The organism is Streptomyces sp. NPDC058000 (assembly GCF_042886435.1).
Classification (GTDB): domain Bacteria; phylum Actinomycetota; class Actinomycetes; order Streptomycetales; family Streptomycetaceae; genus Streptomyces.
The window spans coordinates 274,339-296,452 of sequence record NZ_JBHVQS010000002.1 but is presented as its reverse complement, the minus strand read 5'-3'; the positions used below and the strand labels follow the sequence as shown (position 1 = coordinate 296,452).

23 protein-coding genes are annotated in these 22,114 nt (G+C 70.3%); 15 read left to right on the top strand and 8 right to left on the bottom strand.

Annotated features, from left to right (window positions below; all coding sequences use genetic code 11):
* Positions 1-313: 313 nt before the first annotated feature.
* Positions 314-1,900 carry a sigma-70 family RNA polymerase sigma factor gene (locus ACFVT2_RS04085; RefSeq protein ID WP_390011842.1) on the top strand — a complete coding sequence of 529 codons (1,587 nt, stop codon included), beginning with the start codon at positions 314-316 and terminating at the stop codon, positions 1,898-1,900.
* A 143-nt stretch (positions 1,901-2,043) separates the two neighbouring features.
* Positions 2,044-2,169: a hypothetical protein gene (locus ACFVT2_RS04080; RefSeq protein ID WP_390011840.1), complete on the top strand. Its 126-nt coding sequence runs from the start codon at positions 2,044-2,046 to the stop codon at positions 2,167-2,169.
* Positions 2,170-2,238: 69 nt separating this feature from the next.
* Here ACFVT2_RS04080 and ACFVT2_RS04075 read toward each other — a convergent pair whose 3' ends face one another.
* Positions 2,239-2,853: a short chain dehydrogenase gene (locus ACFVT2_RS04075; protein ID WP_390011837.1), complete on the bottom strand. Its 615-nt coding sequence runs from the start codon at positions 2,851-2,853 to the stop codon at positions 2,239-2,241.
* 239 nt (positions 2,854-3,092) lie between these two features.
* Between ACFVT2_RS04075 and ACFVT2_RS04070 the strand changes: the two genes are divergently transcribed.
* Positions 3,093-3,227, top strand: a complete 135-nt coding sequence (locus tag ACFVT2_RS04070) for a hypothetical protein (RefSeq protein WP_390011834.1) — start codon at positions 3,093-3,095, stop codon at positions 3,225-3,227.
* Positions 3,228-3,401: 174 nt separating this feature from the next.
* Here ACFVT2_RS04070 and ACFVT2_RS04065 read toward each other — a convergent pair whose 3' ends face one another.
* From ACFVT2_RS04065 to ACFVT2_RS04050, 4 genes are all read right to left on the bottom strand, one after another.
* Positions 3,402-4,052: a response regulator gene (locus ACFVT2_RS04065; protein ID WP_390011831.1), complete on the bottom strand. Its 651-nt coding sequence runs from the start codon at positions 4,050-4,052 to the stop codon at positions 3,402-3,404.
* A gap of 4 nt (positions 4,053-4,056) precedes the next feature.
* A complete protein-coding gene (locus ACFVT2_RS04060) occupies positions 4,057-5,244 on the bottom strand; it encodes a sensor histidine kinase (RefSeq protein WP_390011828.1) in 1,188 nt (395 codons plus the stop codon).
* Between the two features lie 5 nt (positions 5,245-5,249).
* Positions 5,250-7,436 carry an MMPL family transporter gene (locus ACFVT2_RS04055; RefSeq protein WP_390011826.1) on the bottom strand — a complete coding sequence of 729 codons (2,187 nt, stop codon included), beginning with the start codon at positions 7,434-7,436 and terminating at the stop codon, positions 5,250-5,252.
* A gap of 236 nt (positions 7,437-7,672) precedes the next feature.
* Positions 7,673-8,041 carry a hypothetical protein gene (locus ACFVT2_RS04050; RefSeq protein ID WP_390011823.1) on the bottom strand — a complete coding sequence of 123 codons (369 nt, stop codon included), beginning with the start codon at positions 8,039-8,041 and terminating at the stop codon, positions 7,673-7,675.
* 203 nt (positions 8,042-8,244) lie between these two features.
* Between ACFVT2_RS04050 and ACFVT2_RS04045 the strand changes: the two genes are divergently transcribed.
* Positions 8,245-8,697 carry a helix-turn-helix domain-containing protein gene (locus tag ACFVT2_RS04045; protein WP_390011820.1) on the top strand — a complete coding sequence of 151 codons (453 nt, stop codon included), beginning with the start codon at positions 8,245-8,247 and terminating at the stop codon, positions 8,695-8,697.
* A 48-nt stretch (positions 8,698-8,745) separates the two neighbouring features.
* The gene (locus ACFVT2_RS04040) at positions 8,746-9,156 is read left to right on the top strand and encodes a VOC family protein (RefSeq protein WP_390011817.1); all 411 of its coding nucleotides are present in this window, start codon (positions 8,746-8,748) and stop codon (positions 9,154-9,156) included.
* 19 nt (positions 9,157-9,175) lie between these two features.
* Here the strand turns inward: ACFVT2_RS04040 and ACFVT2_RS04035 are convergent, their stop codons facing one another.
* Entirely contained in the window at positions 9,176-10,186 is a 1,011-nt protein-coding gene (locus ACFVT2_RS04035; RefSeq protein WP_390011815.1) for a LacI family DNA-binding transcriptional regulator, read from the bottom strand.
* A gap of 119 nt (positions 10,187-10,305) precedes the next feature.
* Here ACFVT2_RS04035 and ACFVT2_RS04030 point away from each other — a divergent pair, with 119 nt between their 5' ends.
* The 3 genes from ACFVT2_RS04030 (at position 10,306) to ACFVT2_RS04020 (ending at position 13,659) form a co-directional block, all read left to right on the top strand.
* Positions 10,306-11,553: an MFS transporter gene (locus ACFVT2_RS04030; RefSeq protein ID WP_390011812.1), complete on the top strand. Its 1,248-nt coding sequence runs from the start codon at positions 10,306-10,308 to the stop codon at positions 11,551-11,553.
* A 413-nt stretch (positions 11,554-11,966) separates the two neighbouring features.
* Positions 11,967-12,218, top strand: a complete 252-nt coding sequence (locus ACFVT2_RS04025) for a hypothetical protein (RefSeq protein ID WP_390011810.1) — start codon at positions 11,967-11,969, stop codon at positions 12,216-12,218.
* Between the two features lie 136 nt (positions 12,219-12,354).
* On the top strand, positions 12,355-13,659 hold the full coding sequence (locus tag ACFVT2_RS04020; RefSeq protein ID WP_390011807.1) for a helix-turn-helix domain-containing protein: 1,305 nt from the start codon (positions 12,355-12,357) through the stop codon (positions 13,657-13,659).
* A gap of 28 nt (positions 13,660-13,687) precedes the next feature.
* On the opposite strand, the gene ACFVT2_RS04015 is transcribed toward ACFVT2_RS04020, so the two are convergent.
* Both ACFVT2_RS04015 and ACFVT2_RS04010 read right to left on the bottom strand, forming a co-directional pair.
* Positions 13,688-14,242, bottom strand: coding sequence for a cupin domain-containing protein (locus ACFVT2_RS04015; protein ID WP_390011805.1), 555 nt, complete (start codon positions 14,240-14,242; stop codon positions 13,688-13,690).
* 104 nt (positions 14,243-14,346) lie between these two features.
* Positions 14,347-15,783 carry an adenosylhomocysteinase gene (locus ACFVT2_RS04010; RefSeq protein ID WP_390011803.1) on the bottom strand — a complete coding sequence of 479 codons (1,437 nt, stop codon included), beginning with the start codon at positions 15,781-15,783 and terminating at the stop codon, positions 14,347-14,349.
* Positions 15,784-16,255: 472 nt separating this feature from the next.
* Here ACFVT2_RS04010 and ACFVT2_RS04005 point away from each other — a divergent pair, with 472 nt between their 5' ends.
* The 7 genes from ACFVT2_RS04005 to ACFVT2_RS03975 all read left to right on the top strand — a co-directional run bounded on the left by ACFVT2_RS04005 (position 16,256) and on the right by ACFVT2_RS03975 (position 22,111).
* Positions 16,256-16,618, top strand: a complete 363-nt coding sequence (locus ACFVT2_RS04005; RefSeq protein ID WP_390011800.1) for a 6-pyruvoyl tetrahydropterin synthase family protein — start codon at positions 16,256-16,258, stop codon at positions 16,616-16,618.
* Positions 16,619-16,757: 139 nt separating this feature from the next.
* Positions 16,758-17,387: a radical SAM protein gene (locus ACFVT2_RS04000; protein WP_390011798.1), complete on the top strand. Its 630-nt coding sequence runs from the start codon at positions 16,758-16,760 to the stop codon at positions 17,385-17,387.
* A 5-nt stretch (positions 17,388-17,392) separates the two neighbouring features.
* Complete coding sequence (gene folE / locus ACFVT2_RS03995; protein WP_390012238.1) at positions 17,393-17,989, top strand: GTP cyclohydrolase I; 597 nt, start codon at positions 17,393-17,395, stop codon at positions 17,987-17,989.
* 36 nt (positions 17,990-18,025) lie between these two features.
* Entirely contained in the window at positions 18,026-19,171 is a 1,146-nt protein-coding gene (locus ACFVT2_RS03990; RefSeq protein WP_390011795.1) for an IMP dehydrogenase, read from the top strand.
* Positions 19,168-20,553, top strand: coding sequence for an adenylosuccinate lyase (gene purB / locus ACFVT2_RS03985; RefSeq protein WP_390011793.1), 1,386 nt, complete (start codon positions 19,168-19,170; stop codon positions 20,551-20,553). Before ACFVT2_RS03990 ends, purB begins: the two co-directional genes overlap by 4 nt.
* Positions 20,538-21,593 (top strand): adenylosuccinate synthetase, encoded by a 1,056-nt coding sequence (locus ACFVT2_RS03980; protein ID WP_390011790.1) that lies wholly within the window; start codon positions 20,538-20,540, stop codon positions 21,591-21,593. The genes purB and ACFVT2_RS03980 overlap by 16 nt, the downstream gene beginning before the upstream one ends.
* Positions 21,590-22,111 (top strand): phosphoribosyltransferase, encoded by a 522-nt coding sequence (locus ACFVT2_RS03975; RefSeq protein ID WP_390011787.1) that lies wholly within the window; start codon positions 21,590-21,592, stop codon positions 22,109-22,111. The genes ACFVT2_RS03980 and ACFVT2_RS03975 overlap by 4 nt, the downstream gene beginning before the upstream one ends.
* The last annotated feature ends 3 nt before the right edge of the window (positions 22,112-22,114 follow it).

Sequence of the window (22,114 nt, the reverse complement as noted above, 5' to 3'; positions counted from 1 at the left end):
TGGGTTGCCGGTCAGGTCTGGTTGTGGGGCCTTTGGGGGCAGCGATGGTGGGTGGGTGCGGGCCGTCTGGTGAACGGTCCGTACTGGGGAGACCCCTGGCGTGGTGCCGGACAACGGAAAGTGCGCTGGAATTTTTCGGTAGGTCTGCCGGTGTGGCCGCCCCCCAGGGCTGCGGGCCGGTGGAGCGGCCGGGGGCCGGTGCCGAGACGACGTTCGCCGGCGACGTAGGTTTTTCTGTTATCGCCGTGCGCCGGACGGGTCACCTGAGCACGGGGCCAGGAAGGTGTACGCGGATGAACAGGACCGAACAGGCGTGAAGTGGGAAAACGGTACGGCGACCGTCGAGGCGGCCAGGGCGGGAGACGACGTTGCCCGGGAGCAACTCCTCTCCGCGTACCTACCCCTGATCTACAACGTCGTCGGCCGTGCGCTGGACGGCCACGCGGACGTCGACGACGTGGTGCAGGAGACCATGGTGCGCGTCCTGGAGTCGTTGGCGGAGCTGCGGGAGCCGGCGTCCTTCCGTTCCTGGTTGGTGGCGATCGCCATGAACCAGGTACGGCGCCGCTGGACCGTTGCCCACAAGGCCCCCGTCGTCGGCCTGGACCAGACGGTGGAACAGTCCGACCGCTCCGCCGACTTCGTGGACCTGACGATCTTGCGACTGGGGTTGTCCGGTCAGCGTCGTGAGGTGGCCGAGGCCACCCGCTGGCTGGACGAAGGGGATCGCGCACTGCTGTCGCTGTGGTGGCTGGAGGCCGCCGGCGAGATCAGCCGACCGGAACTCGCCGCCGCGCTCGACTGCGGGACACGTCACGCCGCGGTCCGGGTACAGCGGATGAAGCAGCAGCTGGAGACCGGACGCGTCGTCGTCCGCGTCCTCGCGGGGAATCCGCCCTGCCCCGAACTCGCCCAGGTGACCGCCGCCTGGGACAACAACCCCGCGCCGCTGTGGCGCAAACGGATAGCCCGCCATGTCCGCCACTGCACGACCTGCTCCGGGCACTGGAACGACCTGTTGCCCGCCGAGGGACTGCTGGCCGGCCTCGCGATGCTGCCGCTCCCCGCGCACCTCACCCCGCCCGCCGGCCTGCACGCTTCCACCGCGTCCGTCGCCGCCACCGCCCCGGTCGCCGCCCCCACTGCCTCGACGGCCCCGGTATCGGGCGGCGAGGTGCCGAGCGACGCGGTGTCGAGTGGCGTGGCGCGGGCCGGCCACCGCGCACACCACGCGCCGCGGCGACCGCCCCGCCCACGCCGGGCCGCCAGGGCGACGGCCGTTGCGGGCGCCGTGGCGCTCACGGTGGCCGTCATCGTCGCCTTGTTGTGGCGTCCCGGCGCGTCAGAGGACGAGCGCACCGCCGGGCCCAAGGCCGAGCCCACGGCGGGACGCACCGTGGCCGCCCCCGCGCCCCACCCCACGCCCACCCCGACGCCCACGCCCACCCCGTCGCGCACCGCCGCCGCCACCCCGACCCCCGCCCCGCCGGCCCCGCCGTCCCCCACGGCCACCCCGCCCGACCTGGAGGAACAGGCCATCGCACTCATCAACCGCAGCCGTGCGCAGGCCGGCTGCGGTCCGCTCCGCATAGACCGGAGACTGCACGCGGCGGCCCAGCGGCACTCCGCCGACATGGCGGCCCGCGACTACTACGAGCACGTCTCGCCGGAGGGCGTCGGCCCCGATGCGCGGATCACCGCCGCCGGATACGAGTGGAGCAGCTGGGGCGAGAATCTCGACCGCGGCCCGGAGGGCGCTGCCGCGGTGGTGCACGACTGGATGGGCGACGCCATGCACCGCGACAACCTGCTCGACTGCCGGTTCACCGCGGTCGGTATCGGCGTCGTCCACGGTTCCGGCGGCCCCTGGTGGACCCAGGACCTCGCGGCACCTCGCTGAGCCGTCCGTACCGGGAGGCAGACTGCGCATGCCGTGAAACATTTTCCCCCGCCCACTGCATCAAAGAAGTGAGGAAAGCGGCGCACACGCACGCGCAAGCGCGCATAAGCACACACACCGGGCCGCCGGGGCAGGAGGAGCAGATGAGACCGGGCCGCGCCGATGACACCAACTGGGCCGCGCTCGCCGCGACCCGCACGGTCCCCGCACTGACGGTGAAGCAACTGCGGCAGATCGCCCTGGACCCGAAGCGGTGGCCGGGTACCTGAGGTCGCTCGTCGCCCATTCTCAGATCGGGCCCGCCCTTCCGCTCCCGACCCACCGGACCGCCCCGGGGATCAGCCCTTGCGGGCGGCGGGCGTGCCCGGCTCGACGATGCGGCCGCGGTCGGTGCCTTCGATCAGTTCGACGTAGGCGCGGACGACCTCGGCGACGGGGGTGCCCGCTGCGCCATCGCGCCCCATGGCCTGCAAGGTCTCCGAAATCCAGCCGGGGCTCACGGAGTTGAGCCGGATGCCGCGGGGCATCTCCTGCGCCGCGGCCGGGACGAATCCGTCGAGGCCCGCGTTGACCACGGCTCCGAAGGTCAGGCCGGGCTCGGTGAACTGCGAGATTCCGCCGGTGAGGGTGAGGGAGCCGCCGTCGGTGAGGTGGCGGGCGGCGCGGCGGGTCAGATGGATCTGGCCGAGCAGCTTGCCGTCGAGGCCGGTGAAGTAGTCGGCGTCGGACGAGGCGTCGATGCGGGCGATCGTGCCGCTCCCCGCGACGGCGACAACGGCGTCGACGGGGCCGAGCGTGGCGAACAGGGTGTCGATCGAGTCGGGATCCGCCAGGTCGACCTTGACGGGTCCGCTCCGGGAGGCGCGGATCACCTCATGCTCCGGATGCGCTTCCAGAACGCCGGCGAGGGCTGAACCGATGGTGCCGGTGGCACCGATGATGACGATCCTCATGGGACGGGCTCGCGATCGGTCGAGGGGTGAAGTGGCGTGTGACGCAGGGACGTTCATCTAGGAGGACAACACAGGGCGAGACGGAATGCTTCCTACTCCTACTCCTACTCCTACTCCTCCTACTACTCCTACCTCCTGGTCATTGTCCTGGCCCTTGTTGGTGGAGCCGCCGTCGTGGGAGTCGACTCCGGACAGCTGACTGCGTGCGCACGCGAGCTTCTGTGCGCCCGTTGCCCTGCGTGCTCTTCGTCCACGGGGACGCGAACGCTTCTGCGGCCCGGCCCGGCCCCGCCTCCGCACCGGCCGGCGGCAGCCTGCGGCCCCTGCGCGACCCCGACGTGGCCGGGCTCGACGACGACGAGGCGGAGGACTGACGGCGTCAGGATCCGACCAGGGTGCCGATCAGCTTGTGAGCCGCCGCCTTGGTCAGCCGCTTCGCGATCGTGGCTTTCCTCTCCCACGGGGCCTGCCGCGGCCCGCAGCCTTCCGCAGCGCGTAGTTTTTCCAGCTAGCAGAGCCCCGCGCTCCGGGAACCCTTGTCACCTGGGCTAACGCCTTTCCAGCAGTCCGCGCTCGAGGGCCACGACCACCGCGTGCGTGCGGTCTCTGACGTCGAGCTTGGCGAAGACCCGCAGTAGATGGGTCTTCACCGTGGCCTCCGCGATGACCAGCCGCCGGCCGATCTCCACGTTGGACAGCCCGTCGGCAACCGCGCTGAGCACATCCACCTCCCGGCTGGTCAGGGCCACCGGAGCGGGCTGCCGCATGCGGGCAACCAGCCGCTCCGCGACCCTCGGGGCCAGGACGGTCTCGCCGCGGGACGCGGATCGGATGGCGTCGACGAGCTGGTCACGCGTGGTGTCCTTGAGCAGGTAGCCGATCGCGCCGGCCTCGACCGCGCGCTCGATCTCCGCGTCGGTGTCGTACGTGGTCAGGATCAGTACCCGGGTGCCCGGGTGGCGGGCGACGATCTCGGCGGTGGCACTCGCCCCGTCGAGGACCGGCATCCGCAGATCGATCAGTGCCACGTCCGGCTTCAGGCGCTCGACGAGTTCGACGGCCGCGCGGCCGTCGCCGCCCTCGCCGACGATGTCGATGGTGGGGTCCGAGGCCAGCAGGGCGACGACCCCGGCGCGCATAACCGTGTGGTCGTCAACCACGATGATGCGGAGCCCGTTCGTCTCTGTCCGAGCTGTCATGTCGTCACACCTGACTGTTCGTGGGAATCACGGCGAGGACGCGGGTGCCGTCGCCGAGGGAGCTGGTGACGGTGAGTTCGCCGCCGAGTTCGGCGAGGCGGTTGCGCATGCCGTTGAGCCCGAAGCCGTGGGAGTCCTCAACCACGAAGCCCCTGCCGTCGTCGGTTATCTCCAGTTCGACGCCGTACGGAGACGGAGTGAGGACGATCTCCACCGCGGAGGCGGCCGCGTGCTTGCGGACGTTGGCCAGGGACTCCTGGGTGCAGCGCAGCAGCGCGATCCGGGTCGGCTGGTCGCACTCGACGTCCGGCAGGTCCGCGGTGACGGTGAGCCCCGTGTCCTCGGCGAACCGGTCCAGGGCCCGGCGCAGGGTCTTGGCGACCGAGCCGAGGGCGAGACCGCTCTGCGGGGCGGAGCCGACGAGTACTCGCGCCTCGGCGAAGTTCTCGCGTGCGGTGTTCTCGATCGAGAGCAGCTGCCGGGCGATCCTGCCGGGGTCGGTGTCGAGGCTGGAGCGGGCCGCCTCCGCCAGCACGATGATGGATGCAAAGCCCTGGGCGAGGGTGTCGTGGATCTCCCGCGCGAGCCGCTCGCGCTCCGCCGTGGCGCCCTGGAGTCTGTGCGCCTCGGCCAGGCGCGACTGGGCGATCTCCAGCTCGGAGCCCAGGCGGCGGGCGCGCTCGTCGCTCTGCTCGACGATCCGGACCACCCCCAGTCCGAGCAGCACGCCCGCCGTATAGCCGATGAGGGTGAAGACGATGTTGCCGGTGGAGAAATCCTCCGCGTGCCAGCTCTGATGGCGGATGATGCCGACCACGGTGGCCGCGGCGGCAGCGCCGCTGAGGGCGATCGAGTACCGCGGGCTCCTGGCGAAGAGCCAGAAGTGGGGGAGCGACACGATGAACAGTGCCGCGCCGTCGCCGCGTAGGAGGGACAGCGCGCCCAAGCCGAGGACGAGCACGCCCAGAAAGGTATGGGGGCGCAGCACGGGATTGCGGGGAAAGGCCACAACGGTCGCGTAGCAGAGGGCGAGCACGGCCAGCAGCGCCAACGACCAGTACTTTGTCGTGCCGGTGTGGTGCAGCGTGGAGATGACCGGGGGACACAGGCCCAGGAGCACCCAGGAGACTGCGTACCACCGGTGCAGGGTTCGGGTGCGGAACCGGTCGTCGGGCTGCGGCCGTTGAATCATGATCGTCAGCGTACGTTCTGCGGCATGCCGGCAGCAGGGACAGCGGTCTGCGCCCGTCGCGCCGAGCGCAGCGGCCGCCATGCCCGCTCGCCGAGGAGCAGCAGCAGCGACGGCAGGACCATGAGCCGGATGACCACGGCGTCCAGCAGCACGGCCACCGCCAGGCAGAAGCCCATCTGCTTCATCTCGGTGAGGTGCAGGGCGACGAAGGCACCGAACACCGTCACCATCACGATCGCCGCGCTGGTCACCACCTTGGCTGATCGGCTGATGCCGTCCAGCACTGCCTTGCGGGCCGACATCCCGTTCTGCCTGGCCTCCTGGATCCGGCTGACCACGAAGACCTGGTAGTCCATCGACAGGCCGAACAGGATCACGAAGAGGAACAGCGGCACCCGGGATGCGATGGCGCCAAGAGAGTCGAAGGCCAGTAGGCGCTCTGCCCACGTTCCCTGGAAGAACACGACCAGCAGGCCCAGCGAGGCCCCGGCGGACAGCAGATTGAGTACGACGCCGATCAGGCCGATGACCACCGAGCGGAACGCCCACCCGGTCATCACGAAGGTCACCAGCAGTAGGAACCCGATGACCAGCGGCAGCTTGCTGTTCTCGTGATCCACGTAGTCGCGGCCTCGGGCCACGTCACCGGTCACCCCCGTCTCCACACCAGACAGCCTGCCGACCGTGGCGGGCAGATAGTCCCTACGTATGTGGTCGAGTGACTCGATCGCCTCGGCGGACGGTGCGGGGAAGGGGACGGCCAGCTCCAGCACGCTGACCCGGCCGTCGGCCGACGTACGCACCGCCGGCTCGGCGTCCCGGGCGAACAGTGGATCGGCCTGCGCCCGTCGGCCGAGGCCCGCCAGCGCGTGCTGCACCTGGGCCGCTCGGTCCGGAGTGGAGCGCGCGACCACCACGTGCTTGACCAGGAGCTCCGGGAAGGCCGCGTTCAGCCGGTCGTAGACCTGCATGGCCGGGATGCCGCGGGAGAAGGTGTCCTTGCCCGGGTCGACGAGCTTCAGGCCGAGCGCGGGCGCCGCCAGAGCGAGCATGACCAGCACCGACACGCACAGCGTGCGGGCGGGATGCTTCTGCGCGGGCCTCAGCAAGGCGCCGAACACCCGGCCCGTCTCGGCCTCCGCGCGCTTCGCACGGACCGGCTTACCGCGGCTCGCCCGGCGCTCGGTCCGCCGGCCGACCTTCACCAGGAGTGCGGGAAGTACGGTCAGGGAGCTGACCATGGCGACCGCCACGACCAGGATCGTGCCCGTCGCCAGCGAGGAGAAAATGACGTCCGTGGCCAGATACAAGGTCGCGGTGGAGACGATCACGGCGAGACCGGAGACCACGATGGCCCGGCCCGCGGTCGCCGCCGCCAGTTCCACCAGGGCCTCGGAACCGAGCCGCCCCCCGGCACGGGCCCGTTCCTCGCGTTCGCGCTTGAGGTAGAAGAGCGTGTAGTCGACGCCTACCGCCAGGCCGATGAGCAGGATCAGGTTGGTCCCGACACCGGGGTCGGGCAGGACATGGGACGCGATCATGGACAGCCCCAGGGCGGCGGCGATCGACGAGAGCGCAAGCAGCAGCGGCACACCGGCCATGACGACCGATCCGAAGACGATCAGCAAAGTGATGAGCGTGACCGGCAGGGTGATGCGCTCGGAGAGCGTGAGGTCTTTCCCGCGCTGGTCGTTGACGCCCTTGCTGATGGAGGGGGAGCCGGTCTCCTCCACGACCAGGTCCGGGTGGCCGGCGCGAACCTTCGCCGTCTGTGCGAGGAGCGGGACGACGTTCTTCTTCCCGTCCAGCTCGGGGCCGTTCAGGACCACCGAGACCCTGAGGACCTTGCCGTCCTTGGAGCGGACCGGAGCCGCAACGCTGTCCACCTCGGGAAGCGTCCGCATCCGCTCGGTGAGGTCCTGCGCCGCCGAAGCGGCGGCCGCCGTGTCCAGCGGTCCGGACCTGGCGTGGATGATGATCTGCTCGGTCGGCCGCTGCTGGATGCCGCCCGCGGCCGCGATCGCCTCGGCCCGCCCTGCCTCACCGATCCGGTAGTCCCCGGTAGTGGCTTCGTGGGTGCCGACCGCGAGGCCGACGCCGAGGCACAGAATGACGAACGCGAACCAGCCGGCGATCGCGCGCCAGGCGTGCCGGGCGCTCCAACGGGCTATCCGCACAGGGAGTTGACTCATACCCGAGATCGTGGTCGGCAGAGGGCGGAGCCCGACACGCCCGGCCGGTTGAACCTTGGGTCCACCGGTCAGTGGACGGCAGGGGGTGGGGCTGCCGCTGCCAGGCGGCGACAACGCCATCTGAGATCAACTGCGAATCCAACAAGGACACCTGAGACAACGACAACGTTGAGTGAGACGGGACACCGATGTAGCCGTGCGTGATGTCGGTTACGGCAAGTCACTCGCAGAAATGGTCATCTGTGAAAGTTCCGCGAGAGGCCCGCAGGTGCTCCCGTTTCCCCGGGTCGCCGTTGGCGAAAGTCCTCTCGAAACCCGCATGTTGTGGGAGGCACTTCCGAGGGGGACGGCACGGTCGGCGTGCTCAGGGGTACCGCCAGGCCCACCACCGGGCCCGAGCCCAGCAGCACGGCCAACAGGAGCGCCTCGCCCGGCGTTCCGCCGCCGGCGAGCCCCATGATGCCGGTCACCACACCGCCGCCCACCATCAGCGCCAGCATCGGAGCGGCGGCCAGCAGCTGCACCATCCCCAACGCGATCCACAGCCAGTCCAGCCCGCCGGTCGGACGGGCCCGGGGCGGCCCCCCGTAGCCGATGTTCGCCATACCGCTCACCCCCTCGTAGATGTGCAATGCGGTGCGTCCGGATCCATTGTCGAGAGCGTGTGGCGCTTCGGCCTGAGTACCCGTACCTAGGGTCCGTCCGGTGGGTCCGTCGAGTGGGCCGTGGCCGTGGCCATGGCTGGGTCCGCGGCCCTGACCAGCTGTTTCCCCTAGGCGGGGGCGGTGCACCGTGGTGTGATGGGGCCGTGAGTCGCACTGTCGAAGAGACCAATCGCCGGATGTTGCGGGCCCGGGACGTCATGGACCGCGCCTACGCGCAGCCGCTGGACGTCCCCGCCCTGGCCCGGATCGCCCACGTCTCCGAGGCGCACTTCACGCGCACCTTCCGGGCCACGTTCGGCGAGACCCCGCACCGGTATCTGCAACGCCGCCGCGTCGAACGGGCGATGTTCCTGCTGCGGGAGACCGACCGCAGCGTGACGGACATCTGCTTCGAGGTCGGCTTCGGCAGCCCGGGCACGTTCAGCCGCACCTTCCGCGACATCGTCGGGCGGTCCCCGCGGACGTACCGCAAGGAAGCGCCGGCCGCCGGCGTACCGACGTGCTTCACGATGGCGTGGATGCGGCCGACCGCCGAACCGCCCGCCCCGCCGGTGCCGCCCGCCCGGCTGGTGCCGCCCGTACCGTCCGCCGACTGAGCAGTTTTGGATAAGTTTTCGGCCGGCCCGCTCAGTAGCGTGGTGCACATGTTCAACGCCATCACGCAATCGCAGATATACGTCCTGGACCAGGACGACGCCCTCGACTTCTACGTCGGCAAGCTCGGCCTGGAGGTCGCCGCCGACGTCGAATTGGGCTTCATGCGCTGGCTGACCGTCAGCGTCCCCGGCCACCCGGAGCGCCAGATCCTGCTGGAGAAGCCGGGCGCGCCCGCGATGTCCGAGGAGACGGCCCAGCAGGTCCGGGAGTTGGTGACCAAGGGGGCGATGGGCGGCTGGCTCATCTTCACCACGGACGACTGCCGCAAGACGTACGAGACGCTGCTGAGCCGGGGCGTGGAGTTCACCGAGGAACCCACCGACCGCCCGTACGGTACCGACTGCGGACTCCGCGACCCCTTCGGCAACCGCATCCGCTTCACCCAGCCCAGGGCCTGAGGACCGGCCGGGCGGCCCGTTACGCCGGGGGCGCCGCGGTGGAGCCGCGCACCACCAGGGAGACCGGAATGTCGGCCGGGCTGCCGGGCTGCTCGTCGGCCAGTACGGAGACGAGGGCGGTCATGCCCTGCCTGCCGACCTCTTTCGCGGGCAGGCGCACCGTGGTCAACTCCGGTTCCACCGCCGAGGCGATGGTGAGGTCGTCGAAGCCGGTCACCGAGACGTCCTCCGGCACGCGGAGACCGAGCCGGCGGGCGGCCTTCAACGCTCCGACGGCGAGGAAGTCGAAGTCGCACAGCAGCGCAGTGGGGCGGCGCCCGGAGTCGTGCAGCACGGTCTCCGCGGCGCGCCGTCCGGCGTCCATGGTGAGCGCCGCGTGCACGGTGCGCAGTTCCGCCCCGGTGCCGTCCAGAGCCGCCGCCAGCGCTCGTGACCGGACGGCGAACGTCCAGGAGTCCACCTCGGCCGCGATGTGCGCGATCCGCCGGTGGCCGAGGGCCAGCAGGTGCGTGGCCACCTGGCGCATGCCGTCCACCACGTCGAGGTTGACGGTGGTGGCGGCCCGGGAGTTGGCGGGATCGCTGTCGAGCATCACCAGCGGGAGCCCGTCGCCGTCGAAGGCGGAGAGCACGTCCGAGGCCATCGACGAAGCGAGCACCCCGTCGAGGCTGGCTCGCGCCGAGACGAACGGGTTGCGGGCGGGGCGGCCGTCCGACGGGGACGGGTACAGCACGACCCCGAGGCCGTGCTGGGCCGCCACCTGCGCGGCACCGGTGTACAGGCGGGCGTAGTACTCGTTCGTGAGGGCCGGGACGATCAGCATCACGGTCCTGGTCCGTCCCGTCCGCAGGTTCCGGGCCGCGAGATTCGGCCGATATCCCAGCGTGTTCGCGGCGTCCCGGACCGCCGTGGCGATCCGCTCCGAGACCCGCCCGTGCCACTTCTCACCGAACACGAGGGAGACCGTCGCCTGGGAGACGCCCGCCTCCCGGGCCACGTCGCGTGAGGTGGGGCGTGCCTTGTCGGCCACTGGGGAGATCCTCTCTCGGTTGGGAGCGAGTAGACCCGCTCGCTCCCAACATGGTAGACATCGCAAGGGAGTTATACGTACTACTGCCGCAGGGCCTCCTGTTGGCGAGAGGGAGGGACATGGGGACCGGCTACGGGAGCCTGCTGCGCACCCCGCACACCGCACGATTACTCGGCGGCACGCTCCTCGGGCGGCTGCCGCACGGGATGGCGGCGCTGGGGATCATGACGTTCCTCCGCTCGGAGGGGGCCGGGTACGGCGTCTCCGGCGGTCTTGCCGCGCTCTTCGGCGCCACGGTCGCGGTGGGGCAGCCCTTGTTGGGGCGGGCCGTCGACCGGCGCGGCCAAACCTGGGTGATGACCGTCGGCGCACTCTTCTCCGGCGCGGGCTTCGTACTGCTCGCGGTGGTGGGGCGCGAGCCGTTGCCCCTCGCCGTCGCCGCGGTCGCCCTGGCGGGCCTGGCCGCGCCACCGTTGGAAGGCGGGATGCGGGCCTTGTGGCCGGGCCTCCTCAAGAGCCAGGAACGGGTGCAGGCCGCCTACGCGCTCGATGCCGCGGCCCAGCAAATCCTCTTCGCGCTGGGGCCTTTGCTGGTGACGTTCCTGATCGCGACGGGTTCCGAGCGGGCCGCCCTCATCGTCACCGGAACCGTCGGCGTGCTCGGGACGCTGGTCGTGGTCACCGCCGGCCCCTCCCGGCACTGGCGGGCCGCCGCCCGCACCGCGCACTGGCTCGGCGCGCTCCGCTCCTCCCGACTGTTGGTCCTGCTCGGCACGATCCTCTTCGTCGGTGTGTCGCTGGGCGGTCTGTCGATCTCCGCGGTCGCCTACGGTGACGAGCACGGCTCCGGGCTGATCCCGGCGTGCCTGTTGGCGGCGAACTCCTTCGGTGCGCTCGCGGGCGGTCTGGTCTACGGCTCCCGGTCCTGGCCCGGCACCCCCGAGCGGCGACTGCGCCCGCTGACCGCCGGACTGGCCCTCTGCTACCTGCCGTTGATGCTCACGCCCGGTCTCCCCTGGATGATCCTGCTCGCCCTGCTCTCCGGGCTGTTCTTCGCGCCGGTGCTGGCCTGCGGTTTCGTGGTGGTCGACCGGGCCGCGCCGGCCGGGACGGTGACGGAGGCGTTCTCCTGGTTGGTGACCGCGCTGGGCGTCGGTGTCGCGGTCGGCACGGCCGTGGCCGGCAGCGCCGCGCAGTACGGAGCCAGTGGGGCGAGCTTCGCCATCTCGGGCGCCGGTGGACTCGCCGCACTCGCCGTACTTGTGGTCTGTGGCCGATTTTTCACGGTGTCAAACCTCCCCGTACCGCCGCAAAACGGGTCTGACGAGGAGGCCGCAACCGAGGCCAACTTCACTTCTCACGCCTAAGGTCCCGAACGGAAGTCGTGGGCCCTGGTGAGGGGTTGGCGTGACGCGTCCGTCGGGGGGCGGCGGTCCTGTGGGTGCCGCTCGCCGGTGGTGTCGTCCGGGGAATCCGGCCGGTGGTCGGGTGTCCGCTCCCTGCGCTGGACGTGACGGTGGAACGGCGCGGCGGCGCAGGGCCGATCGGCGCGGTGGGTGGGGGAGCGGGCGTCCGCCGGGCGTCGTCCGCTCCCTTCTCGTTCTCCGGTCGGCTCGGTGGTGTGCGGGTGCGGGCGTCGGCGTCGTGCGGTGCGGGCGCATCCGTCGTCGGACGGACGGGAAGCGGTGACGCATCACATCAGCTGACGCCTTGTCGGCGAAGGGACGACGAGGGTGGCGACGCGGGGACGTCGCCGCGCCTCGGTCGGAGGGTGCGGGCGGTGCTCGATGAGGGTGAACCGCTGGTTCCGGACAATCGCCGATCGCGCCATGTTCCTCTGCGCACAGGTGTGATCAAATATGAATATGACATGGCCATGGGCGGCGTAGAGTTTTATTCAGAGGTGCTCGGCAACGACCCGGTGGCCGGTTCAGGGGGCCGTCGGGACGGACGTCGCGCAGAGGGGAAGAATGGGCCGGAAATCTTCAGTTCCTTGACGATTCTCATGCCTGAACTGGTTCCGCACGGCTGACTTTTGCTGGAAGCTTGGGCTTTGCGAAGCGGAGCGGGTGCCGGGGCATTTTTCTGTGTGCCTCACACAGGGTTCGGCGAGCCCGTTCGCGCAAGCCAAGTTGCCGCATGGCGCACGGCAACATGGAGAAAAGCGGATGACGAAGCGAGTAATTTCTGCGAATGCCTCGTTCGGCTCATCGTTGCGGCTCCTGCGCGAAGAGCGCGGATTGTCCCTCGGGGATCTGGCCCGACTGGTGAATTATAGCAGAAGTCACCTGAGTCGAGTGGAGACGGGAAAGAAACAGCCGGCCGAAGCTCTGGTGCGGCTGTGCGACGAAGCCTTGGAGGCAAAGGGAAGTCTCCTCGCCCTGCTCGTGCGGGCCCCGCGACGGCAGAACGGGCGCATGTGCCCCATTCAACTTCCCCGGAGCATTTCCGACTTCACCGGCCGGGAGGGCGCGCTCAATGAATTGAACGCCATGCTCTCCGAGGTGCACCGGCAGAACGACGGACAAGCCGTGGTCACCGTGGTCGAAGGGGCGGCGGGCGTGGGGAAGACGGCCACCGTCGTGCACTGGGGGCACAGTGTGCGGAGTCATTTCCCCGACGGGGTGTTGTTCGCGGACCTCCAGGGATTCGGCCCCGGTGGTCAGCCGGTCAGCAGTCACCAGGTCCTCAGGAATTTCATGACGGCGTTGGGTGCCGTACCGGATGAACTATCCGGGGAATTGCACCACTTGGCCGCCAGTTACCGCAGTCTGCTCACGGGGCAGCGGTTGTTGATCGTCCTCGACAACGCCGCCAGCGCGGAACAGGTTCGCCCGCTCCTACCGGCTTCTCCCCGGTGCATGGCGGTGATCACCAGTCGCAGTCGCCTGACGGGACTGGTCACCCGGGACGGTTCCTATCGCATCACCGTGCCGCATCTGACCGAAATTGAGTGTGCCAAGTTGCTGTCCCGTCTCGGTGGTGCGCCCTTGCCGCCGAAGGGGAAGGCGCATTGTGTGTGTCGATACCTGCCCTTGACCGTGCGTATTGCCGCGGAGCGCCGGGAAGCGGTCGGTGGCATGGATATCTGCGAACGCTGCGGATCGGATTCGTTGCTCAAATACCTGTACAACACGGGCGATGACATCAGCAACATGTACACGGTGCTTTCCTGGTCCTACCGATATTTACAGCCGGAGGCTGCCCGCGGTTTTCGGCTGCTCGCGGCCGGTGTGGGGGACACCGTCACCGTCTCCGAAGCGGCGGGACTGCTCGGAACCGATGGGTTGAGGGCGCGGAAGGTGCTTGATTCTTTGGCCGATATTCATCTGCTTCAGCGCCTCTCCCGCGATGAGTACCACTTCGCCAAGACCGTGAAGGGCTTTGCGCACGAACTCGCCGGGCGGGATGTGCAGCGCTTCGCCTACGCGGGTCACGGCGCCCGACAGGGCTATGAGCTACTGAGCTACTGAGCGCCGGGGTGTCGGGGCTTCTGGGTGTTCAGGGGTGTTGTCCTTGGGGTGGGACGGTGGAGGAGTCGTTCGCCCGTCGGAGGGGGACGCCGACCCGGCAGCGGTCCCTGATCCGTTCGGCCGCCTGCGGATACTGCGCGCACAGGTCCTCGACGTCGCCGCCCTCGTAGTCGGAGGCGACGAAACCAGGTGCCGTGGTGCAGCCGAACAGGGACCACTGCCCGCCCTCGGAGACCCGGCCCCCCATCCAGGTCCCCTGGGGAATGCGGAGCTGCACGTGCTGTCCCGCCAACACGTCGGGGCCGAGCACGACCACCCGGTCCGTTCCGTCCGGGTCGAGCAGGAGGAGCTCGATGGGATCGCCGAGGTAGAAGTGCCACAACTCGTCCACCGGCAGGCGGTGCATCGCTGAGAACTGCTCGCCCTCGGCGGTGAGCAGCGCGATGATCGCGGCGCCCGCGGGCCGTCCTTCCCGTTCGTCCGGTGCGGTCCAGGTGGCCCGGAAGAAGCCGCCCTCCAGTGGCAGCGGCTCCAGGCCGTAGTGCGCGATCAGCTGTGTGACCGCGATGTCGGGGTGCGACACCTGCGTACCTCATTCGTGAAGCGACGATTGGTGTTGGTGAGTTGGTGAGTTGGTGAGTTGGTGAGTCGGTGGGTCGGTGGGTTGGGGAGCGGGTGACGGGGCGGTCAGTAGCGGTAGTTGTCCGGTTTGTAAGGGCCGCCGACGGCCACGCCGAGTTGGGCTGCCTGGGCTGCGGTGAGCGTGGTCAGTTCCGCGCCCAGCGTGCCCAGGTGTAGCCGCGCCACCTTCTCGTCGAGGACCTTCGGCAGGTGGTGCACGCCCGGCCCGTACCCGCCCACGTTCGTGTGCAGCTCCATCTGTGCCAGTGCCTGGTTGGAGAGCGAGCTGGACATCACGAAGCTGGGGTGGTCCGGCGCGTTGCCGAGGTTCATCAGCCGGCCCTCGGACAGCACGATCACCGCATGGCCGTCGGGGAACACCCACTCGTGGACCTGCGGCCTGGCGGGCACCTTGCGCACACCGGGAATCCGGGCCAGGGCCTCGACGTCGATCTCCGAGTCCAGGTGCCCCATGTTGCCCACGATGGCCCGGTGCTTCATCCGTGCCAGGTGGGCTGCGGTGACGACGCCCGGGCAGCCCGTCGTGGTGATGACGAAGTCCGCCTCGCCGACGACCTGGTCGAGGGGGGCGACCAGGAAGCCGTCCATCGCGGCCTGGAACGCGCAGATGGGATCGATCTCGGTGACGACGACGCGGGCGAGCTGGGCCCGCAGCGCATCGGCGCACCCCTTGCCGACGTCGCCGTACCCGCACACCACGGCCAGTTTCCCGCCGATCTGGGTGGCGGTGGCTGCCTTGAGCGCCTCGACCACCGACTGCCGGCACTGGTAGCGGTTGTCGAACTTGGCCTTCGTCACCGAGTCGTTGACGCTGATCGTGGGGAACATCAGGGCCCGGCACTCTTCGAGGCGGCGCAGGACGCTGGTGCCCGTAGTGGTCTGTTCGCTGGCTCCGCGCACGTTCGCCGCGAGGGTGGTCCAGTACGCGGAGTCGCGCGCCGCCGCTCGCCGCACCACGTCGAGCATGGCCAGGTCGCCCGGGTCCGACGGCCCGTCGTCCAGCTGAGCGGCGCCGGTCTTCTCGTACTCCACTCCGTGGTGCAGCAGCAGCGTGAGGCTGGCGCCGTCGTCCATCAGCAGGTTGGGGCCGCCGCCGTCCGGCCAGGAGAGGACCTCCAAGGCGCACTGCCAGAAGTCCTCCAGGCTCTGGTCCTTCCACGCGTACACCGGGACGGGCCGGCCTCCAGGGGGGCCGGCGGCCACGGCCGCGGCGGCGTGGTCCTGCGTCGAGAGCCGGTTGGAGCCGGCCCAGCGGACCTCGGCGCCAAGGGCCACCAGCGTCTCGATCAGCACGGCGGTCTGCACCGTCAGGTGGAGGAACCCGCTGATCCGGGCGCCGGCGAGCGGCCGTTGGCCCTCGTACTCCGCTCGGAGGGCCATCAGACCGGTCATTTCGTGTTCGGCCAGGGTGATGTCGGCTCGTCCCGCCGTGGCGAGGGCAATGTCGGCTAAGCGGAAGTCGGCACTGTCTGTGCTCGTCACTGAATGTCCTGTCGTGTGTGGGGAGTACGGGAGCGCTGTCGGTCTGCGCGGGTCACCGCCCTCATGGGGTCGGTGTGCGACAGCGCGCGGTGCCAGGGGAACGGGGCCGGGACCGCCGCGGCCGGCGGTGCCGGAGCCGGGACGGATGGGTCCTGCGGCCTGCTGGGCACCTTGGTGAACCGAGTCTCGGTGAAATCGGCGGCGGCGGCCAGTGGTTGACCGGTGTCCCCTGCCAAGGGCAACGGGCGACAGGCCATGCCTGGGGTTTTCCTCCTGCGGCGCTCGCCGGGGCACGCCGCACGGCGCTGATTCGGTACCGCGTCCGCTGCCTCTCGGTAGGCCGTGGCTCCGGTCACGGTCCCGGCCGTGATGTGTCCGCGGGATGCCGAATACACCATGGGGTCGGCGCGCCTCGCCGTGCGTCCGCCACGACGTGACGCGGCGAGCGGTCCTACCCGAGCAGGAGGTCTGCATGGCTTTTCGGATCACCAAAGAGTTCCACTTCTCGGCCAGTCACCGGCTGGCCGAGCTGCCTGACGGACACCCTTGTGGCCGGATGCACGGCCACAACTACATCGTGGAACTGGAGCTTTCGGCACCGGTCGACGGCCTGGACAAGGCGGGTTTCGTCCGCGATTACGGCGACCTCAAGCACTTCAGCCAGTGGTTGGACGCCGAGGTCGACCACCGTCATCTCAATGACGTGCTGGACCGCAATCCCTCGGCCGAGAACCTGTCGCAGTGGCTGTACGAGCGGTGGCTTCCGCAGTATCCGCAGCTGACCGCGGTGCGGGTTTCCGAGACCGCCAAGACCTGGGCGGAGTTCCGGCCGTGACGGACGACTCCGGACGGCCCGCGCAGCGGGAAGGAGGTGGTGCCGCGGTGGAACCGAAGCTCGTCGTCAACGAGATCTTCGGCCCCACTTGAGGGCCGTACAGGGAGAAGGGCCTTCGGCCGGGCAGCGGTGCGCCTTCGTGCGGCTGGGCGGCTGCAACCTGTCCTGCCGTTGGTGTGACACCCCGTACACCTGGGACTGGACCGGTATGGGCAACTCCGGGGTCGCTTACGATCCCCGGCAGGAACTGCGGCCCATGGCGTGGACCGACGTCCTGCGCACCCTCCTCGACTTCGAGGTCCCGCTGATCGTGGTCTCCGGTGGGGAACCCCTCAGCCAGCAGCGCAGGTTGCTGCCGCTGCTCCGTGAACTGAGGGCCGCCGGGCGGAAAGTCGAGATCGAGACGAACGGCACCGTGGTTCCGCGGGACGACCTGGTGGCTCTCGGCGTGCGGTTCAACGTCTCGCCCAAACTCTCGCATTCGGGCGACCCGGAGTCGCGGCGGATCGTCCCGGCGGCGCTGCGGGCGTTCGCGGCGGTCCCGGATACCGCCTTCAAATTCGTCTGCCGCAACAAGAGCGACCTGGACGAGGTGGCGTCCCTCGTCGACCGGTACGGGACGCGGCCCGTGTGGATCATGCCGGAGGGGCAGGTCCCGACCGAGGTCGGCCGGCACCTGTCCGCCCTGGGCGACGACGTCGTGGCGCGCGGCTGGAACTTGACCACTCGATTGCATGTCGCCGTCTGGGGCGACAGGAGAGGCGTGTGAGCACAGTGAGCGGAGTCACCGAACTGAGTGTCCTCGACGGTTCCGGGCCGCAGGCGCCGGACCCGCTGGAGGACATCGCGCGCAAGCTGCTGATCGAGATCGGCGAGGACCCCGACCGCGACGGGCTCAAGGAAACCCCGGCGCGGTTCGCGCGCTGGTGGCGGGAGTTCTCCCGCTACGACGCGGGAGTCGTGGACACCCTGTTCCCCCTTCAGACCGAGGGGCAACTGGTCATGGTCTCGGATATCAACGTGTGGTCGCTGTGCGAACACCATCTGCTGCCGTTCTCCTGCGCGATCACCATCGCCTACCGCCCGAAGGGCGACGTGCTCGGGCTGTCGAAGTTCGCCCGGATCGCCCAGCGGCACGCGCACCGGCTACAGGTGCAGGAGCGACTGGTACGCGACATCGCGGACGAGGTCACCAAGGTGACCGGGTCGGACGACGTGGCGGTCATCGCCACCGGCGAGCACCTGTGCATGAGCATGCGCGGCATCCGCACCCCGGCCGCCATGACGTCCGCGGCCTACTCCGGAATCTTCGAGGAGTACGGGCCGGCCCGACAGGAGCTCGTGGCGACGGTCTTCCAGACCCGCAAGTGAGCAGTGGCAGCCGTCCACGATCGGAGGAGTACGCACGTGGCAGTTCGTGAAATTCGCACCGGGCTCAGCCTGGACGACGTCTTGCTGGTACCCCGGCGCACCTCGGTGGTGAGCCGCTCGGCGACCGACACCAGCACCGAGCTGGCCGGGATCTCCCTGCGGGTGCCGGTCCTCTCCGCCAACACCCCCTGGTGCACGGGCCGGCGGATGGCCGTCGCGATGGCGGTGGCCGGCGGTCTGGGGATCGTCCACCGCATGCAGACGGCGGAGGACCAGGCCGCCGAAGTCGCGGCCGTCAAGGCGTCGCCCGTCCCCGAAGGGGCGGACCGGGCCAGCGTCGACGGGCAGGGGCGGCTGCGGGTCGGGGCGGCCGTCGGGGTGACCGACGACTACCTGGAGCGGGCCGCCCTCCTCGTGGAGGCCGGCGTGGACGTCCTGGTCACCGATGTCGCCCACGGCCACGCGGAGTACGTCCTGGCCTCCGTCGAGAAGCTGCGGGCCCGCTTCCCGCAGACGCCGCTGATCGCGGGGAACGTCGCCACCGCCGCCGCCACCCGGGACCTGATCGACGCCGGCGCGCACGCCGTGAAGGTGGGCATCGGCCCCGGCGGCATCTGCACCACCCGGATCGTTGCGGGCAGCGGGGTGCCGCAGCTGACCGCGGTCCTCGACTGCGCCGAGGAAGCGGCCCGCTCCGGGATCCCGGTGATCGCGGACGGCGGGATCAAGGCGCCGGGCGACGTGGTCAAGGCCCTGGCCGCGGGCGGGCACGCGGTGATGCTCGGCAGTGCCCTGGCCGGCGCCGACGAGAGCGCGGCCCGCCTGGTGGAACGGAACGGCGTACCCGCCAAGGTCAGCACCGGCTTCGTCACCTTCGGCATGCAGCTGACCCTCAAGCGGGCCCGCGGCGAGCAGGTCAGCCGCGCGGAGCTGGACGAGTACACCCCCGAGGGCGTCGAGGCCACCTTCGCGTACACCGGGACGCTGGCCGCCACGCTGCGGCCGTTCGTCGGTGGACTGCGGTCGGGGATGAGCTACTCCGGTGCCCACACGCTGGCCGAACTCCGGGCGCAGGCGGAGTTCATCCGCGTGACGCCGGCCGGGCTGTCGGAGAGCCGTCCGCACGCCCTGGAACGCACCCAGCAGGTGGCCCTGGACTACGGCCAGGAGGCCACCGGATGACGAGCCCTTGGGAGGCCGGCCGCTACGGAAGCGAGGAGATGCGCCTCCTGGTCAGCGACCGCAACCGCTACCAGCTCTTCGTCCGCGTGGAGGGGGCGCTGGCCGCCGTCCAGGGCCGGCTGGGGGTGATCCCGGCCGACGCGGCCGAGGCCATCGCCGCCCGCGCCCGCGACCACCGGTGCGACCTGGAGCGGATCGCCGAGATCGAGTCGGTGAGCCGGCACGAGCTCTACGCGGTCGTCCAGCAGTTCGCCGAGACCTGCGCACCCCACGGTCGCTACGTCCACCACGGCGTGACCAGCAGCGACGTCATCGACACCGCGCTGGCCCTCCAACTGGACGAGGCGATCGGCATCCTCGGCGAACGACTCGGCGCCCTGATGACCGCGCTGTGCCGGCAGATCGCCAAGGAAGGCGGGCGGGTGATGATCGGCCGGACGCACGGCCAGCACGCCCAGCCCGTCACCCTCGGCTTCAAACTCGCCGTGATCCTCGACCAGTTGACCCGCTGCCGCACCCGGCTGGAAGAGCTGCGCGGACGCGCCGTGATGGGCAAGGTCGCCGGTGCGGTCGGCTCGCTGGGCGGTCTGGGACCGCAGGGCATGGATGTGCAGCGCGCGGTGCTGGCCCGGCTGAACCTGCCGGAGCCCCAGGTCTGCGCCCAGGCGGTGGCGCGGGACCGGATCGCGGAGTTCGTCTCCTGGGCGGCGCTGACCGCGGCCTGCCTGGAGAACCTCGCGACCGAGATCCGCAATCTCCAACGCACCGAGATCGGGGAGCTCGCCGAGTCCTTCGCCGAAGGCGACCAGATCGGCAGCTCCGCGATGCCGCACAAGCGCAACCCGGTCCGCAGCGAACGCATCTGCAGCCTGGCCCGGCTGCTGCGGTCGCTGGTCGGCCCGGCGCTGGAGAACGTGGTGACCTGGCACGAACGGGACCTGGCCAACTCCGCCAACGAGCGCTTCACACTGCCGCAGGCGTGCGTGCTGCTCGACGAGATGCTGGTCACCACCACCGCCGTGGTCGACGACCTGAGGGTCTTCCCGCAGCGCATGCAGGAGAACCTCGACCGGTCGCGCCACAGTCACCTCAGCGAAGCCGTGCTGCTGGCGATGGTCGACCGCGGAACGGACCGGATCGACGCCTACCGGGCCCTGCAACGGGCCAGCGGGATCGCCGCCCGGGACGCACGCGACCTGGTGTCGGTGCTGGCGGACGACGCGTCGGTGACCGCGGTACTGCCCCGGGAGGACCTCGCGGCACTCGCCGGACCGGCCGCGGACACCGGCTTCTGCGAGAGCCTGACGCACGACACCGTACGCCGGGCCGAGGAAGTGCTCGGACAGTCTTCGGAAGGAGCTCGGACATGCCCGGCACGGTGATCGTGGGCGGCCAGTGGGGCGACGAGGCCAAGGGGAAGATCTCCAGCTACCTGGCGGTCCGGGACGAACCCGCGGTGGCGGTGCGTGCCGGCCTGGGGCCCGGGGCCGGACACACCGTGGTGCACGCCGGACGCACCATGAAACTCCGCCAGTTGCCCAGTGCGGTGATCCGCCCGGCCACCCGCCTGCTGCTCGGCGCCGGCGTGCTGATCCGCCCGGACGTCCTGTTGCGGGAGATCAAGGAGTTCTCCGCGGAGTCCCGGGTGGGCGTGGACTTCCGCGCCACCGTCATCGACCCCGAACACGTCACCGCGGAGGCGGCCGACGCGGTGCTGAGCGAGCGGGTGCGCAGCACCGGCAGTGGACACGGCCCGGCACTGGCCGCCCGCGCCATGCGCGCGGCCCGCCGCGCCGAGGACGTCCCGGAACTGGCCCCCTACCTCGCGGACACCGTGCGGGAGGCGAACGACGCGATCGACGCCGGCGACCGGGTACACGTCGAAGGCACCAACGGCTTCGGCCTGTCGGTGCTGTACGGCACCTACCCGTACACCGTCGGGAAGGACAGCACGGCGAGCACCGCGGCCGCGGACGCCGGACTCGGTCCGACGGCCATCGACGAGGTGGTGCTGGTCTTCCGGGCCTATCCGACCCGGGTGGGCGCGGGGCCGTTCCCCACGGAGATGACCGAGGAAGAGGCCGAGCGGCTGGGCATCGTGGAGTACGGCACGGTGACCGGGCGCCGGCGCCGGGCCGGCACCTTCGACCTGGACCAGGCGCGGGCCGCGGTCCGCGTCAACCGGCCCACCCGGATCGCGCTGACCTTCCTCGACCACGTGGACGCGTCGTGCCGCGCCGTGCGCACCGGGGAGTTGCCCGAGGCGGCGGCGGCGTTCGTGGCGCGGATCGAGGAAGGACTGGGACTGCCGGTGGATCTGATCGGGACCGGTCCGGGCACCGCCGACGTGGTCGACCGGTGGAACGACCGGCCCGCCGGCGCGGCCGGCACCATGACGATCGGCTCGGGAGGCGAGCGATGAGTGGTACTCCGATGTGGCGACGGGACCGTCTGCTGACCATCAGTTGGGAAGCGATGGGCCGGATGGTGAACGGCCTGGCGGAGGAGATCCGCGCCAGTGATTTCGCCCCGACCGTGGTGGCGGGCATCGCCCGCGGCGGCCTGCCGCCCGCCATCGCCCTGTCGAACCTGCTGGCGATCGAGGACTTCCGCATCCTGGGCATCCCCCGGAACACCTCCAACTCCCGCTACAGCGAGCGCGACGAGGCCGTCCTCAACTACGTCGTCCCGCAGCGGTCGTTCAGCGGTTCCCGCGTGCTGCTGGTCGACGACATCATGGGCGACGGCGGCACCATGGCCCTGGCCAAGCGCACCGTGCTGGAGCTCGGCGCCGCCGAGGTCCGCACCGTCGTGGTGGTGCGCAATCTGGGCGCCGCGAACACCGCCGACTTCCAGGCGGTCGAGGTGGATGACTGGACGGTCTTCCCCTGGGAAGCACCGCCCGGAGCCGACGAACTCGCCGTACCGTTACGGGTGTGATCG

What these genes read in the sequence shown, in the direction of transcription:
- ACFVT2_RS04080 (WP_390011840.1), top strand. Translation starts at nt 2,044, where the DNA reads ATGAGACCGGGCCGCGCCGATGACACCAACTGGGCCGCGCTCGCCGCG.
- ACFVT2_RS04075 (WP_390011837.1), bottom strand. Translation starts at nt 2,853, where the DNA reads ATGAGGATCGTCATCATCGGTGCCACCGGCACCATCGGTTCAGCCCTC.
- ACFVT2_RS04065 (WP_390011831.1), bottom strand. Translation starts at nt 4,052, where the DNA reads ATGACAGCTCGGACAGAGACGAACGGGCTCCGCATCATCGTGGTTGAC.
- ACFVT2_RS04060 (WP_390011828.1), bottom strand. Translation starts at nt 5,244, where the DNA reads ATGATTCAACGGCCGCAGCCCGACGACCGGTTCCGCACCCGAACCCTG.
- ACFVT2_RS04055 (WP_390011826.1), bottom strand. Translation starts at nt 7,436, where the DNA reads ATGAGTCAACTCCCTGTGCGGATAGCCCGTTGGAGCGCCCGGCACGCC.
- ACFVT2_RS04050 (WP_390011823.1), bottom strand. Translation starts at nt 8,041, where the DNA reads ATGGCGAACATCGGCTACGGGGGGCCGCCCCGGGCCCGTCCGACCGGC.
- ACFVT2_RS04040 (WP_390011817.1), top strand. Translation starts at nt 8,746, where the DNA reads ATGTTCAACGCCATCACGCAATCGCAGATATACGTCCTGGACCAGGAC.
- ACFVT2_RS04030 (WP_390011812.1), top strand. Translation starts at nt 10,306, where the DNA reads ATGGGGACCGGCTACGGGAGCCTGCTGCGCACCCCGCACACCGCACGA.
- ACFVT2_RS04020 (WP_390011807.1), top strand. Translation starts at nt 12,355, where the DNA reads ATGACGAAGCGAGTAATTTCTGCGAATGCCTCGTTCGGCTCATCGTTG.
- ACFVT2_RS04005 (WP_390011800.1), top strand. Translation starts at nt 16,256, where the DNA reads ATGGCTTTTCGGATCACCAAAGAGTTCCACTTCTCGGCCAGTCACCGG.
- purB (WP_390011793.1), top strand. Translation starts at nt 19,168, where the DNA reads ATGACGAGCCCTTGGGAGGCCGGCCGCTACGGAAGCGAGGAGATGCGC.
- ACFVT2_RS03980 (WP_390011790.1), top strand. Translation starts at nt 20,538, where the DNA reads ATGCCCGGCACGGTGATCGTGGGCGGCCAGTGGGGCGACGAGGCCAAG.
- ACFVT2_RS03975 (WP_390011787.1), top strand. Translation starts at nt 21,590, where the DNA reads ATGAGTGGTACTCCGATGTGGCGACGGGACCGTCTGCTGACCATCAGT.